The sequence below is a fragment of the Curtobacterium sp. VKM Ac-2887 genome, assembly GCF_015350935.1.
Classification (GTDB): domain Bacteria; phylum Actinomycetota; class Actinomycetes; order Actinomycetales; family Microbacteriaceae; genus Curtobacterium.
In genome coordinates this window covers 1-13584 of the sequence record NZ_JADKSB010000004.1, presented here as the reverse complement: position 1 = coordinate 13584, position 13584 = coordinate 1, and the positions used below count along the sequence as shown (strand labels likewise).

Annotated in this window: 14 protein-coding genes; 10 read left to right on the top strand and 4 right to left on the bottom strand. The window is 70.2% G+C overall.

Annotation, left to right across the window (positions count from 1 at the left end):
• Positions 1–23 precede the first annotated feature (23 nt).
• Positions 24–887: an SMP-30/gluconolactonase/LRE family protein gene (locus tag ITJ69_RS05825; protein ID WP_194672255.1), complete on the top strand. Its 864-nt coding sequence runs from the start codon at positions 24–26 to the stop codon at positions 885–887.
• A gap of 81 nt (positions 888–968) precedes the next feature.
• Here the strand turns inward: ITJ69_RS05825 and ITJ69_RS05820 are convergent, their stop codons facing one another.
• Positions 969–1235 (bottom strand): hypothetical protein, encoded by a 267-nt coding sequence (locus ITJ69_RS05820; protein WP_131881759.1) that lies wholly within the window; start codon positions 1233–1235, stop codon positions 969–971.
• 107 nt (positions 1236–1342) lie between these two features.
• Here ITJ69_RS05820 and ITJ69_RS05815 point away from each other — a divergent pair, with 107 nt between their 5' ends.
• The 3 genes from ITJ69_RS05815 to ITJ69_RS05805 are packed head-to-tail and all read left to right on the top strand — an operon-like array spanning position 1343 to position 2788.
• Entirely contained in the window at positions 1343–1891 is a 549-nt protein-coding gene (locus tag ITJ69_RS05815; protein WP_194672254.1) for a hypothetical protein, read from the top strand.
• Positions 1888–2319 (top strand): bleomycin resistance protein, encoded by a 432-nt coding sequence (locus ITJ69_RS05810; protein WP_194672253.1) that lies wholly within the window; start codon positions 1888–1890, stop codon positions 2317–2319. Before ITJ69_RS05815 ends, ITJ69_RS05810 begins: the two co-directional genes overlap by 4 nt.
• A gap of 16 nt (positions 2320–2335) precedes the next feature.
• The gene (locus tag ITJ69_RS05805; RefSeq protein ID WP_194672252.1) at positions 2336–2788 is read left to right on the top strand and encodes a GNAT family N-acetyltransferase; all 453 of its coding nucleotides are present in this window, start codon (positions 2336–2338) and stop codon (positions 2786–2788) included.
• Positions 2789–2939: 151 nt separating this feature from the next.
• Here ITJ69_RS05805 and ITJ69_RS05800 read toward each other — a convergent pair whose 3' ends face one another.
• Complete coding sequence (locus ITJ69_RS05800) at positions 2940–4757, bottom strand: BCCT family transporter (protein WP_228504998.1); 1818 nt, start codon at positions 4755–4757, stop codon at positions 2940–2942.
• A 53-nt stretch (positions 4758–4810) separates the two neighbouring features.
• Positions 4811–5095, bottom strand: coding sequence for a YrhK family protein (locus ITJ69_RS05795; protein ID WP_131922614.1), 285 nt, complete (start codon positions 5093–5095; stop codon positions 4811–4813).
• A 221-nt stretch (positions 5096–5316) separates the two neighbouring features.
• Here ITJ69_RS05795 and ITJ69_RS05790 point away from each other — a divergent pair, with 221 nt between their 5' ends.
• Genes ITJ69_RS05790 through ITJ69_RS05775 form a run of 4 tightly spaced genes read left to right on the top strand, consistent with a single transcriptional unit; the run spans position 5317 to position 10943 of the window.
• The gene (locus ITJ69_RS05790) at positions 5317–6624 is read left to right on the top strand and encodes an ABC transporter substrate-binding protein (protein WP_228504996.1); all 1308 of its coding nucleotides are present in this window, start codon (positions 5317–5319) and stop codon (positions 6622–6624) included.
• 26 nt (positions 6625–6650) lie between these two features.
• Positions 6651–7622, top strand: coding sequence for a carbohydrate ABC transporter permease (locus tag ITJ69_RS05785; RefSeq protein WP_131922612.1), 972 nt, complete (start codon positions 6651–6653; stop codon positions 7620–7622).
• Positions 7619–8530: a carbohydrate ABC transporter permease gene (locus ITJ69_RS05780; protein ID WP_131847664.1), complete on the top strand. Its 912-nt coding sequence runs from the start codon at positions 7619–7621 to the stop codon at positions 8528–8530. Before ITJ69_RS05785 ends, ITJ69_RS05780 begins: the two co-directional genes overlap by 4 nt.
• 16 nt (positions 8531–8546) lie before the next feature.
• Positions 8547–10943, top strand: a complete 2397-nt coding sequence (locus ITJ69_RS05775) for a TIM-barrel domain-containing protein (RefSeq protein WP_194672250.1) — start codon at positions 8547–8549, stop codon at positions 10941–10943.
• 61 nt (positions 10944–11004) lie between these two features.
• Here ITJ69_RS05775 and ITJ69_RS05770 read toward each other — a convergent pair whose 3' ends face one another.
• The gene (locus ITJ69_RS05770) at positions 11005–12066 is read right to left on the bottom strand and encodes a LacI family DNA-binding transcriptional regulator (protein WP_194672249.1); all 1062 of its coding nucleotides are present in this window, start codon (positions 12064–12066) and stop codon (positions 11005–11007) included.
• Positions 12067–12200: 134 nt separating this feature from the next.
• Between ITJ69_RS05770 and ITJ69_RS05765 the strand changes: the two genes are divergently transcribed.
• Together ITJ69_RS05765 and ITJ69_RS05760 are read left to right on the top strand one after the other, a co-directional pair.
• Positions 12201–13310, top strand: a complete 1110-nt coding sequence (locus ITJ69_RS05765) for a fatty acid desaturase family protein (protein WP_123293869.1) — start codon at positions 12201–12203, stop codon at positions 13308–13310.
• Positions 13311–13326: 16 nt separating this feature from the next.
• The gene (locus ITJ69_RS05760) at positions 13327–13536 is read left to right on the top strand and encodes a cold-shock protein (RefSeq protein ID WP_111086735.1); all 210 of its coding nucleotides are present in this window, start codon (positions 13327–13329) and stop codon (positions 13534–13536) included.
• The last annotated feature ends 48 nt before the right edge of the window (positions 13537–13584 follow it).

Sequence of the window (13584 nt, the reverse complement as noted above, 5' to 3'; positions counted from 1 at the left end):
GGTCCGGCTGGCAGGGTGGATCGGTGCACATCACTCTGGACTCCGCGACCGACGTCGTCACCGACATCCGCTTCCCCGAGGGCAACCGCTGGCACGACGGGCGGCTCTGGTACTCGGACATGCACACCGGCGAGGTCTTCTCGATGGACCCGACCTCGACCGCGGCTCCGCGTCTCGAGACCACGGTCGAGGGCCAGTCGTCCGGACTCGGGTGGCTGGCAGACGGGCGACTGATCGTCAGCTCGATGGAGTCCCGCACGGTCGTCGCCGTCGACGACCGTGGCGAGGCATCGGTGTTCGCCGACCTGTCCGGCGAGGAGCCGTCGCTCCTGAACGACCTCGTCGTCGACGACGCGACCGGCCGGACCTACATCGGGGCCTTCGGCTACGACCTGTACGGCGGCGAGGAGCTCCGCCCCGGTCCGCTGTACGTGATCGAGCAGGACGGCTCGTTCCGCCTCGCCGCCGAGAGGCTGGTGTTCCCGAACAGCGCGAACGTCCTGCCCGGCACCCGGACCCTCGTGGTGAGCGAGACGTGGGGCGGCCGGCTCACCGCGTTCGACATCGAGCCCGACGGGTCGCTGACCGGCCGACGCGAGTGGGCAGCGCTTCCCGGTGGCGTCACGCCGGACGGCAGCACGGTCGACCGCGACGGCGCCGTCTGGGTCTGCTCCGTCGACACGGGGGAGTTCCTCCGGGTCCTCGAGGGCGGCGAGGTCACGGACCGGATCGATGCGCCGGGGCTGTGCGCGATCGACTGCGCGCTCGGCGGCGAGGACGGCCGCACGCTCTACCTGGCGACGGCGGACAGCTACGACCCGGCGACGACGGCGCAGACGCGTGCGGGGCGGATCAGTGCGGTGCGGGTGGCTGTGCCGGGTTGGTGAGCGCGCCGAGGTTCCAAGATTCGGGCATCTCACGCGCCGCGGAGCCTGCCCGTCGAACCTCGGCGACGTGCACGCGGCATGTCATGGAACCTCGGGGAGGTGCCCCGGGCGTGGCTGGCGTGAACGTGCGGCGCGGCCGGCCGACCACGTCGTCACGAGGGCCGCGATCCCCATCGCGATGCCGACCACGCCGGAGCCGAGGCACAGTGGCATCACGAGCCCGAGGCCGATGTTGGCACCCCCACCCTCCGGTCCGTAGTAGACGTCGGCCATCAGCGCGCCGACCCCGAGGAACCCGACGGCCAGCAGCGGCGTGCTGATCAGGTGGAACGTGCGCGCGGTGGTCATGATCGAGCCCTTCGTCGATGTGGTCGACGAATCCTCGCACGACGCCGCATCGACGTATTCCTGTCCCGGCATCTGACGGCGGTAGTGGGTGTGCGTAGAGTGCAATGGTGAGCATCAGACAACTCGACGCCATCGGGTGGGCACAGCTCCTCGGCGTCCCCGCCCTCTTCGTGGGGCTGTGGCTCATGCTGGTCGGCCTCGACTTTCCGGAGATGTCCCAGACGGCCGTCCTCGTCGTCGTGGCCGTCCTCGCCGCAGGCGGCTTCGCGCTCATCCTGGGCAGCTGGTCGCGCTTCGGCGGCTACGGCTCGTACCGAGCGATGAACCGGTGGCTGCGCGGTGGCGCCGACCCGACCGGTGTCCCGGTCGCGATCCGGAGGCGCTTCCTGCGCCGCCAGACCTCGCAGGGCGCGGTCACCGGGTGGGTCTGGATCAGCCTGGGCATCCTGTGGGCCGCGCTCGCCGTATTGGACGTTCTGCAGGGAGACCCCGCGGGCATCGGGCGCGGGGTCATCGCCGTGCTGTGGGCTGTCATCGGCATCGTCCGCGTGGTCTTCGTGCGCAAGTGGGGAGCTCGCGTTGATGAGCTGGTCCGCGAGACCGAAGCGCAGATGGCCGATCCTGGCGCGACACCGCACCTCGACCTGTTCCGGTGACCTCGGCAACCGAGCCCGCACTCGTTCCCGAACTCCTCGTCGCCGACCTGGACCGGAGCCTCGCGTTCTGGCGCGACCTGTGCGGCTTCGAGAGCCGCTACTCCCGGCCGGAGGAGCGCTTCGCGTACATCGCCCTCGGCACTGCCCACCTCATGCTCGAACAGGCCGGCGTCGGTCGGAACTGGATCACCGGCCCGCTCGAGCGCCCGCTCGGCCGAGGCGTGAACTTTCAGATCACCGTGCCCGACAGCCGCGCTCTGGCCGCGATCCTGCTCCGTGCCGGGACCGAACTCTTCATGCAGCCCGAGACGAAGTGGTACGACGTCGGGAACGTGCAGGCCGGCGTGGACCAGTTCCTCGTGCAGGACCCGGACGGGTACCTGGTGCGGTTCCAGTCCTCGGCGGGACGACGCCCAGTGGTCGACTGAACTCGTACAATCGGCCGTGCCTTCCATCCAGATCGAGAGCCCTCGCAGCGACGACGTCCTCAGCCTGCTCCACCAGGGGGACGCCTTCGCCCTGGCCCTGTACCCGGCCGAGAACTACTACGGCCTCGACGTCGACGCCCTGGAAGCCGACGGGGTCTCGCTGTTCGTCGCTCGCGAGGGTGACGTGGCCGTCGGTACGGCGGCGCTCGTCGATCGGCGCGACGGATCCGGCGAGGTCAAGCGGATGTTCGTCACCGACGAGGCTCGAGGACTCGGGGTCGGCCGTGCCCTGCTCCAGGCGCTCGAAGCGCATGCGCTGGCCGGGGGCATCTCGACGATGCAACTGGAGACGGGCTTGCCGCAGGTCGCGGCGATCGCCCTGTACGAGAAGCTCGGGTACCGCCAGGTCCCGCGGTTCGGGCCGTACACCGACGACCCGACGAGCTACTGCATGGAGAAGCGCCTCTGAGCCCTTCGTGTCCGGGCCGGCGCGACGCCCTGGTCGCGACCGCTGACGGACGGGAGGCCCGTGGCGGCCCCGCCACGCCTCCCTCGCAAGCTCGGTCGGCGCGGCCCACGTGCCGCTGGCGCGTCACCGCGGAGCGGTCCGCGCCACTCCGTCATCCGTCCGTCGGGCGCGGAGCGCTCTCCGCAGCCGGCCCGACGTCCAGGCTCGCGTCGACCGCCGGGTCGGGTGACACCGTCTGCGTCCGGATCGGGAAGTCGTCGAGGGCGGTCGCGGTCGGGTGCGCCACTGACCCACCGCGCACCCGCCTCTTGACGGCTGCCCACGGCCGACCGAACGCCGATCGCGGCGCGCGCTCCGACGGCCCCTCGACCTCGAGCCCGTAGTACGCGCCGACGTGCTCGAGCAGGACCTCGCGCTCGGCCTTGTCGTATGCCCGCCGCTCGCGGGTGAAGGCGATGATCGTCGACCAACAGGTGAGCAGCAGCACGACGCTGAAGGGCAGCGCCGTGGTGATCGCCGCCGTCTTGAGAGCGTTCAGCCCGCCACTCAGCAGCAGGGCAACGGCGAGCAGTGCCGAGACGGTGGCGAAGAAGACGCGTAGCCAGTTCTTCGGCTCGATGTCGCCGCCGGACGCGATCATCGCCATCACGAGCGACCCGGAGTCCGACGAGGTCACGAAGAACACGCCGATGAGCAGGATCGCGCCGAAGGTCAGCACCGCTCCGGCGGGCAGGTCGCCGAGCAGGGCGAAGAGCGAGCCTTCGAGGTCCACCGAGCCGTCCGAGCCGACCAGGCCGCCGGCGCCGTCGGTCTCGCGGTGGATCGCCGCACCGCCGAGGACCGCGAACCACAGGAACGTGAGCACGGTCGGCACGAGCAGGACACCGAACACGAACTGGCGAACCGTGCGGCCCTTGGAGATGCGCGCGATGAAGACACCGACGAACGGCGCCCACGACATCCACCAGCCCCAGTAGAAGGTGGTCCACGCGCCCTGCCAGGCGACGCCCTCGGCGCCCTGCTGTGCAGTGACGTTGAACGACAGACCGACGATGTTCTGCAGGTACGCGCCGATGGACTGCACGAAGTCGCGGAGCAGGAACTGGGTCGGCCCGACGATGAGCACGAACAGCAGCAGTGCGGCGGCGAGCAGCAGGTTGAAGTTCGACAGGATCTTCATGCCCTTGGTGACACCGGTCACGAGCGACACGATGGTGACCGCGGTGATCACGGCGATGATGGCGATCTGGCTGACGATGCTGCTGTCGGCGATGCCAGCGCTCTCGAGCCCGGCGCCGATCTGGATGACCCCGAGGCCGAGCGAGGTCGCGACACCGAACAGGGTGCCGACGAGCGCGATGACGTCGATGAGGTTGCCCCACCCGCCGCGCACCCGGTTGCCGAGCAGCGGCTCGAGCGCCCACCGGATCGACACGGGGCGGCCGCGGCGGTGGATGGCGTAGGCCAGGGCGAGGCCGAGCACGACGTAGATCGCCCACGCGTGGAGTCCCCAGTGCAGGAACGTCTGGGTGAGGGCCTGCTGCGCGAGCTCGTTCTCGGTGCCGGTGACGCCGGGGCGCGGTGAGGCGAAGTGGCTGAGCGGTTCCGAGACGCCGTAGAACACGAGGCCGATGCCCATGCCGGCGGCGAAGAGCAGCGCGAACCACGACCCGGTCGAGAACTCGGGCTCGTCCTGGTCCTTCCCGAGCTTGATGTCGCCGAACTTGCTGAAGCCGACGAACAGCGAGAAGCCGACGAAGAACGCGGCGACGAGGACGTAGTACCAGCTGAAGTTCTTGACGATGCCGTCCTGCAGTCCGACGAACATCGCCTCGGCGCTCGACGGCGAGATCAACGTGAACGCCACGAAGCCGAGCACGAGGACGGCGGCGGGCCAGAACACCCACCGCCGCACCTTCGACGTCGTCTCGACGGGGCCGGGCGGGGGAGCGGAGGTGGTGCTTGCCATGCTCTCCATGGTGCCTGCTCGCGTTCCTGTGTGTTCGCCCAGGCGTGTCGCCGTCAGAAATCGCGCGCGGACTCCGTGGGGTTCCCTCGGCCGATCCGTCCGAGGTGGAGTCTCCGCGACAGCCGGATGACGGGGCGGATGAGCAGCTGGATGCTCCCGATCAGGAACAGCCACGTGCCGGCCGTCGTGGTGCTCTCGGAGAAGAAGAGGATGCTGCCGACGATGAACCAGAGCGCCACCATCACGTCGTTGATGATGCTGATGGTCTCGTAGACCCCGCGGATGCGGAGCTCTTCGTGCCCCACTCGGAGTGCGATGTCCCGTTCGTCCTGCGCCATCGGACGATCCTGTCAGCTCCGTGCGGTGTCCGTCCGGCGGGCGGCGGCGCGCGGCCGTGGACGCGCTGCGCGGCGGCCGGGAGGCGCGGGGCGGGGGCGACCCGCGCCTCCCGTCCGCTTGTGGGCGCGCCTACCCCGTCAGGTGCGATTACAACGTTGACTTCCCGTTTACAGCGCTGTAAACAAGACGTGCGCGACGACGCGCACGAGGGAGTTGCCCGATGGTGGGAAGCAGGACCGGAACGATCAGCGCGGCCGTGAGCCGGCGGGGGTTCCTCGCCGGAGCAGCCGGCGGGATCGCGCTCGGCACGATGGCGCTCGCGGGGTGCGCGGCACCGCGCGCAGCGGCAGGGGGTGCGACCACGCTGCGCTTCTACGAGCAGAAGCAGGAGGTCATCGCCTACTTCGACGCGCTCCTGCGGCGCTTCGAGAAGGGGCACCCCGGGCTGTCCGTGGTGCACGACAGCACGGCGGCGATCGCGCCACAGTTCGTCCGCGGTGAGCCGGCCGACGTCGGCTGCTTCAACGACAACCTCGAACTCGCGCGCTACATCTCCCGCGGCGTGCTGAGCGACCTCGGAGACCTGCCGTCGGCGGCACGGGTCCGACCGGACATCGACACCCTGACGAACCAGTACGCGACGTTCGAGGACCGCACGAGCGTGCTGCCGTACTCGCTCGCCGCCGCCGGGGTCATCTACAACAAGCGGATCTTCGCCGACCACGGCCTGCCCGTGCCGACGACGTGGGACGATTTCGTCGAGGTGTGCCGGACGCTCCAGAAGGCCGACATCACCCCGATCTACGCGACGGACCGCGACACCTGGACACTGTGGCAGGGGCTGTTCGACTACTCGGTGGGCAGCCTGGTCGACACCGGGTCGTTCTTCACGAAGATGAAGGCACTCGGCACCGACGTCGGCCCGGACTCCGCGGTGTCGTTCGAGAAGGACTTCGCGGTGCCGATGGAGCGTGCGAAGACCATCTCGACGTTCTTCAACCCCGACCACGCCACGCGTGCCTACGCCGACGGCAACCTGGCGTTCGGCAAAGGCGAGGCCGCGATGTACCTGCAGGGGCCGTGGGCGCTCGGACAGATCGCGCTGGTCGACAAGGACCTCGAGGTCGGCACGTTCGCGCTGCCCGTGTCGAACGACCCCGGCGACCGGCGGGCCCGGGTGAACATCGACCTCGGCCTGTGGATCCCGACCGCGTCGCAGCACCCGGACGAGGCGAAGGAGCTCGTCGAGTTCCTCATGCAGCCCGAGGTCATCGACGCCTACAACCGCGACAACTTGGCCTACTCGCCGACGAAGGACGCGCCGCCGCAGCAGGACGAGCGGCTCGCCGGCCTGCAGCAGTACGTCGACGACGCCGCGTTCTACCAGGGCGCCGGCACCTTCATCCCCACCTCGATCCCGCTCGGCAACTACCTGCAGTCGGCGATCCGGAGCGGGGACTTCACCTCGATGCTGCAGCGGCTCGACTCGGACTGGCGGCGTCTCGCCGGCCGTTCGGCGACGGTCTGAGCCGGACCAGGACTCCAGGAGCCACCATGACCATGCAGACCCCGCTCTCCCACGACACCGACCCGGCGACGTCCGGGCCGGCCACCGCGGCCGCCCGCACGCACCGCGCCGCCGGTTCGCGTCGCCCGGGCTCCCTCCGCCGGACGGAGGGCATGTACTACCTGTTCCTCGTGCCCGCCCTCATCGCGTTCACCGCCTTCGTCGTCGCACCCGCCTGCGTCGGCATCTTCTACAGCTTCACCGACTACCTCGGCTTCGGGCAGTGGGACTTCCTCGGGCTCGAGAACTACCGGGCGCTCGTGTCCGACCCGGCGATCCTCGCGTCGTACGGCTTCACCCTCGGGTTCGCCGTCGTCACCGTGATCGTCACGCAGGTCATCGCGCTGGCACTGGCGATCGCACTGGCGAAGAAGATCCGGTTCGCCGCGGGCCTCCGGTCGATCTTCGTGATCCCGATGGTGATCTCCGGGATCATCGTCGCCTACGTGTTCAACTTCCTGTTCTCGAACACCGTGCCGGCCCTGGCCACGAGCGTCGGGTTCGGACCGCTGGAGCAGAGCATCCTCGGCGACCCGAACCTGGCGTGGGTCGCGATCGTGATCGTGTCCGCCTGGCAGACCGTGCCCGGCGCCCTCCTCATCTACACCGCCGGGCTCACCTCGATCCCCGAGGAGCTGTACGAAGCGAGCTCGCTCGACGGCGCCACCGGCTGGAAGCAGCTGCGCGCGATCACGCTCCCGCTGCTCGGCGGCTTCATCGTCATCAACACCGTGCTCGGCGTGAAGGGCTACCTCGGCGCCTACGACGTCATCGTCGGCCTGACGAACGGCGGCCCGGGCAGCGCGACGAGCAGCGTCGCCATGACCATCTTCGGCGGCTTCACCGGCGGCGACTACGCCTACCAGATGGCGAACGCGACCGTGTTCTTCATCATCACCGTCCTCATCTCCGTGCTGCAGCTCGCGGCGACCCGCGGAAGGAACCTGCGACTCGCATGACCGCCACCGACACCCGTCCACCCACCGACACCCGCGCGGTGACCACCGGCGACGCGCGACGACCGGGCCGCGGGCACCGCCGGCGCCTCGGCGGCACGAACTGGACCCTGACCGTCGTGCTCGGACTCGCGGCGCTGACCGTCCTCGTCCCGCTGTACGTCACCGTCGCCATGGCGTTCAAGACGAGCGAGCAGTCCGTCGACGGCAACGCCCTGTCGCTGCCGTTCCCGTTCAACCCCGGCTCGTTCGCGTCGGCCTGGGAGCTCACGCGCTTCCCCGTCTCGTTCTCGGTGTCGCTCGGTGTCGCAGCGCTCACCGTCGTCGCGACCCTGCTGCTCAGCTCGTTCGCCTCGTACGCGATCGTCCGGAACTGGCACAAGCGGTTCTTCCGGTGGTCGTTCGTCTACCTGCTGGCGGCGATGTTCCTGCCGTTCCCGGTCGTCGCACTGCCGCAGATCAAGCTGACCGCCCAGATGGGCCTCGACAACCCGATCGGCGTCGGCATCCTGCACGCCATGTTCCAACTGTCGTTCAGCGTGCTGCTCTACTCGGCGTACCTGCGGTCGATCCCGGTCGAGCTCGAGGAGAGCGCCCGCATCGACGGCGCCTCGACGTGGCAGATCTTCTGGCGGATCATCCTGCCGCTGCTCGGACCGATGAACGCCACCGTCGGGATCTTCGCGTTCCTGGCGTCGTGGAACGACTTCATGATGCCGTCGCTCATCACCGCCGACCCGACCCTGCAGACCCTGCCCGTGGTGCAGAACATCTTCCAGAGCCAGTTCGGCACGAACTACAACGTCGCCTTCGCCTCGTACCTGATGGCCATGGCGCCGACGATCATCGTCTACCTGTTCGCGCAGCGCTGGGTCATCAGCGGCGTGACGCAGGGCGCGGTCAAGAGCTGAGGGGTACGACGTGACCATGACCACGACCGCACTTCCGACCATCCGGCCGTTCCCCGGATCCGACCCGGTCGCCGACCCGGCCGCCGTCGTCACGGGCGAGCACTGGCGGATCACGGTGCTGGACGCCGGCACGTTCCGCATCGAGTGGAGCGACGACGGCGGGTTCGAGGACCGCGCCTCGACGTTCGCGATCCGGCGGCGGTTGCCGGTGCCGGCGTTCACCGTGGAGCGCGTCGGCGAAGGTGACGACAGGGTCGGCGCTGGCGGCGCCGTCGCTGGTGGCGTCGTCGTCACCACCGAACGCGCCCGGCTCCGCTACGACGGCCGTCCGTTCAGCCCGAGCGGCCTGGTCGTCGAGACCATCGGCCCGGACGCGAACCGCTGGCGCTGGGGGCAGGAGCCCCGTGACCTCGGCGGCACCGGCCGCACCCTCGACGACGTCGACGGCCGGATGCCGCTCGAACCCGGCATCCTGGCCCGCGACGGGATCACCGCGCTGGACGACAGCGAGTCGTTCCTGTTCGAGGACGACGGCTGGATCGGCACGCGCGTGCCCGGTCGCCGCGACGTCACGGTGTTCGCCCACGGCCGCGACTTCACGGCAGCCCTCCGCGCCTTCCACCAGGTGTCCGGCGCCCCCACGCGCCTGCCCCGGTGGGCCCTCGGCAACTGGTGGAGCCGCTACCACCCGTACAGCGACACCTCGTACCTGGAGCTCGTGGACCGGTTCGCCGCGGAACGCCTGCCGTTCTCGGTCGCGGTCATCGACATGGACTGGCACCGCGTCGACTCCGTCCCGCCGCAGTTCGGTGACGGCTGGACCGGCTACTCGTGGGAGCCGTCGCTCTTCCCCGACCCGCAGGCCTTCCTGGCGGAGCTGCACCGGCGGGGGATGCGCACGACGCTCAACCTGCACCCCGCCGACGGCGTCCGGGCGTTCGAGGACGCCTACCCCGCGGTGGCCGAGGCGATGGGGATCGACCCGGCGACCGGGCAGCCGATCCCGTTCGACCCGACCGACCGGCGGTTCCTGCAGGCGTACTTCGACCAGCTGCACCGACCGCTCGAAGCGCAGGGCGTCGACTTCTGGTGGATCGACTGGCAGCAGGGCAGCGAGAGCGGGCTGCCCGGCGTCGACCCGCTCTGGCTGCTCAACCACTTCCACCTGCTCGACTCGGCGCGCTCGGGGGACCAGGGCATGACCTTCTCGCGCTACGCCGGCCCCGGCAGCCAGCGGTACGCCGTCGGCTTCTCCGGCGACGCCGTCGTGTCCTGGGCGTCGCTGGCGTTCCAACCCGAGTTCACCGCCAGCGCCGCGAACATCGGCTACCCCTGGTGGAGTCACGACATCGGTGGCCACACCCGCGGGGTCCGCGACGACGAGCTCGCCACGCGCTGGGTGCAGTTCGGGGTGTTCTCACCGATCATGCGCCTGCACTCCGCCAACAACCCGTTCATCCGCAAGGAACCGTGGGTGTTCCCCGCCGAGGCGCGCACCGCGATGGGGGAGGCCTTGCGCTTCCGGCACCGCCTGGTGCCGTACCTGCACACCATGAACCACCGGACCGCCGAGGGCACCGCGCTCGTCCGCCCGCTGTACCACCTGGAGCCACGGCGCGACGAGGCGTACCGGGTGCCGAACACGTACGCCTTCGGGTCCGAACTGCTCGTCGCCCCGATCGTCCAATCGTGTGACCCCGTCACCCTGCACGGGACCGCACGAGCCTGGTTGCCGCCGGGAACCTGGACCGACGTGTTCACCGGCACCGTGTACGCCGGCGACCGGTTCGTCGACCTGCACCGCACCCTCGACACCGTGCCCGTGCTGCTGCGCGAGGGCGGGTTGCTGCCCCTCGCCGCCGAGGACCAACTCGACGCCACCGCGAACCCGACCGCGTTCGAGGTCCTCGTCGCCCCTGGTACCTCCGGCTCGTTCACCCTGGTCGAGGACCGGGAGGACGAGGGCGGAACCGACCGCACTGCCGAGACCCGCCTGGCGTGGGACGCGGCGCTCGCCGAGTTCCGCGTGCACGCCACCACCGGCGCGGTCGACGTCGTCCCGGCCCGTCGCGACTGGCGGGTCACGTTCCTCGCCGTCCCCGCGGACGGGCAGGTCGTGTCCGCCCGTGGCGAGGACCGGTTCTCGGTCGACCTGACCGTGGAGTCGGCCACGGGCGGAGCGGTCACGTTGGCCGGGCCGCCGGTGGTCGGCGTCGACGCCCGTGAGGCCGTCCGGCGCGCCCTCGAACGCGCGCAGGCCGGCAACGCCGAGAAGCTCGCCGCGTGGGAGATCGTGTCCAAGGACCTGCCGCGTGCCGACCGGATCGTCGAGCTCGGGACCGTCGACCTGCCCGAGGCGCTGCGTGCCGTCGTCGTCGAGCTGCTGGGGAGTGTGCACCCGGGCGAGCGCTGATGCTGCGTCGAGACTCGCGCTGGGCGACACTCCTCGGGCGGATCGCCACGAGGAGTGTCGCTCAGGCCGAGACTCGGCCCTGGCCCGGCACCGGCCCGCGGTCGACCGAGCCGTCCGGGAACGGCGCGCTCTCGCCCACCAGCAGCCGGTGCCCGACCGTGACCAGCCTGCCGGGTACCTCAGAGCCGTCCATCCGCTCGAGCAGCAGGTCGAGGGCGGTGTCCGCCAGCGCGACGGTGTCCGGCGCGACCGACGTCAGGCTCGGTACCAGGCTCGACCCGAGTCCCATCGCGTCCCACCCCACGACCGCGATGTCCCGCGGAGCGTCGAGCCCGCGCAACCGCAACGCGCGCAGGACCCCGAGGGCGGCGAGGTCGTCGCGACAGAGCAGCGCGTCGACCCGGAGCCCGGCGTCGAGCGCCCGACCGAATGCGGTCTCGGCACCTGCGGCGTCACCGACCTCGCGGGGGACCAGGAGCGCGTCGTCGACGGGCAGGCCGGCGGCTGCGAGCCCGGCCCGGTAGCCGTCGAGCCGCAGGCCGGAGGTGCTGGACTCCGGCCCGGTCTCGTGCCCGAAGAAGCCGATGCGCCGGCGACCGAGCGCGACCAGGTGGGCGACGGCCTGTGCCGCCGCGGCCGCGTTGTCGATGACCACCTGGTCGGAGTACTGGGGGCGGACGTCCTCGCCGAGGAACACCACGGCGGTGTCTCCGCGGATCCGGTCGATCGCCTCGGGGGTCAGGACCTGGGGGTGGATGACGACGCCGTCGACCACCCCGGCCTCGCGACCGCGGACGGCGGAGCGCTCGCCATCGGCCTCGCCGAGGGTCTCCTCGAGCAGCAGTTGGTATCCGCGTTGCGCGCAGACGCGGGAGAACACGTGCGCGAGCTCGGCGAAGTACGGCCGCCGGAGGTCGGGGAACGCGAACGCGAGCATGTTCGACCGGCCGGTGGCGAGCGACCGTCCGGAGACGTTCGGGCGGTACCCGAGCTCGTCGATCGCGGCCTGCACCCGGTCGCGCATCGGCGGACTGACGTGCTGGTAGCCACGCACGACGTTGGACACGGTCTTCATCGAGACGCCGGCGTGCACGGCGACGTCCTGCAGCGTGACCTTGCCCATCCGATCACCGTAGTGGGGCAGGCGGATTGTCAGGTGGAATCGCACCTTCAGGCCCTAGGGTCGCACCAAGCGCAATCGCGTGAACTCTCTCGAACCGGCCGAAGGGCCGGTCCGCACCGGAAGGTCGGTCCATCTTGACCACCACTCCGCTCGCTCCGGGCTACACCCGCACTCGACCTGGAACAGGAAGCCCCAAGGGCACCTCGACCTACTCAGCCCTGCTCGCGCAGGTGAAGGAGAACGGACTCCTCCGCCGCCGCACCGGGTTCTACTGGTCGCTGTTCGGCACACTCATCGTCACCTTCGCCCTCGCGTGGGTCGCGTTCGCATTCCTCGGCGACACCTGGTTCCAGCTCATCGTGGCCGGCGCGCTCGGCGTGATCTTCACGCAGTTCGCGTTCCTGTCGCACGAAGCCGCGCACCGCCAGGTCTTCGCCTCGCAGAAGTGGAACGACCACGCCGGCCGCTGGCTCGGCACGTTCCTGGTCGGCCTCAGCTACTCGTGGTGGATGAACAAGCACACCCGCCACCACGGCAACCCGAACACCGTCGGCAAGGACCCCGACATCGCACCCGACGGCATCCGGTTCCTGCCGGAGGACGCCGCGGCGGTCAAGGGTCCGCTCATGACGACGTTCATGCGGTTCCAGGGCTGGCTGTTCTTCCCCCTGCTGACGCTCGAGGGCCTGAACCTGCACCGGTACGCCGTGCAGAGCATCGTCACCGGCAACGGCACCAAGGCCGACGTCAAGCACCGCTGGCTCGAGGCCGCGCTGCTCGTCGCCCGCTTCGGCATCTACCTGACGGTCGTGTTCTGGTTCCTGCCGTTCGGCATGGCCTGCGCGTTCCTCGGTGTGCAGCTCGCCGTGTTCGGCGTGATGATGGGCGCCTCGTTCGCCCCGAACCACAAGGGCATGCCGACCATCGCGCACGACGCCAAGGTCGACTTCTTCTCGCGCCAGGTCCGCACGTCGCGCAACATCCGCGGCGGCTGGTGGGTCTCGTTCCTGATGGGCGGCCTGAACTACCAGGTCGAGCACCACCTGTTCCCGTCGATGCCCCGTCCGGCGCTGAAGCAGGCCCGCCTGCTCGTCCGCGACCACTGCGACACGCTCGAGGTGCCCTACACCGAGACCACCCTGCTGCGCTCCTACGGCATCGTCGTCCGGTACCTGAACCGGGTCGGGCTCGCTGCCCGTGACCCGTTCGCCTGCCCGATGGTCGCGCAACTGCGCATCCACTGACGCCGTGCTGTCGACCATGCCGACCGGCACCGTGAAGTGGTTCGACCACGCCAAGGGGTACGGCTTCATCCACCCCGACGACGGGTCCGAGGACCTGTTCGCCCACTTCTCCAGCATCATCGCGACGACCGGCTACCGGTCGCTCGAGGAGAACGACCACGTGCAGTACGACGTGGGCCCCGGCAAGAAGGGCCCGCAGGCGGACAACATCTCGATCATCCGCTGACGCGGACGACGGACGGGAGGCACGGTGCCAGTTGGCACCGTGCCTCCC

What these genes read in the sequence shown, in the direction of transcription:
- ITJ69_RS05800 (WP_228504998.1), bottom strand. Translation starts at nt 4,757, where the DNA reads ATGGCAAGCACCACCTCCGCTCCCCCGCCCGGCCCCGTCGAGACGACG.
- ITJ69_RS05790 (WP_228504996.1), top strand. Translation starts at nt 5,317, where the DNA reads ATGGTGGGAAGCAGGACCGGAACGATCAGCGCGGCCGTGAGCCGGCGG.
- ITJ69_RS05780 (WP_131847664.1), top strand. Translation starts at nt 7,619, where the DNA reads ATGACCGCCACCGACACCCGTCCACCCACCGACACCCGCGCGGTGACC.
- ITJ69_RS05760 (WP_111086735.1), top strand. Translation starts at nt 13,327, where the DNA reads ATGCCGACCGGCACCGTGAAGTGGTTCGACCACGCCAAGGGGTACGGC.
- ITJ69_RS05785 (WP_131922612.1), top strand. Translation starts at nt 6,651, where the DNA reads ATGACCATGCAGACCCCGCTCTCCCACGACACCGACCCGGCGACGTCC.
- ITJ69_RS05775 (WP_194672250.1), top strand. Translation starts at nt 8,547, where the DNA reads ATGACCACGACCGCACTTCCGACCATCCGGCCGTTCCCCGGATCCGAC.
- ITJ69_RS05795 (WP_131922614.1), bottom strand. Translation starts at nt 5,095, where the DNA reads ATGGCGCAGGACGAACGGGACATCGCACTCCGAGTGGGGCACGAAGAG.
- ITJ69_RS05820 (WP_131881759.1), bottom strand. Translation starts at nt 1,235, where the DNA reads ATGACCACCGCGCGCACGTTCCACCTGATCAGCACGCCGCTGCTGGCC.
- ITJ69_RS05770 (WP_194672249.1), bottom strand. Translation starts at nt 12,066, where the DNA reads ATGGGCAAGGTCACGCTGCAGGACGTCGCCGTGCACGCCGGCGTCTCG.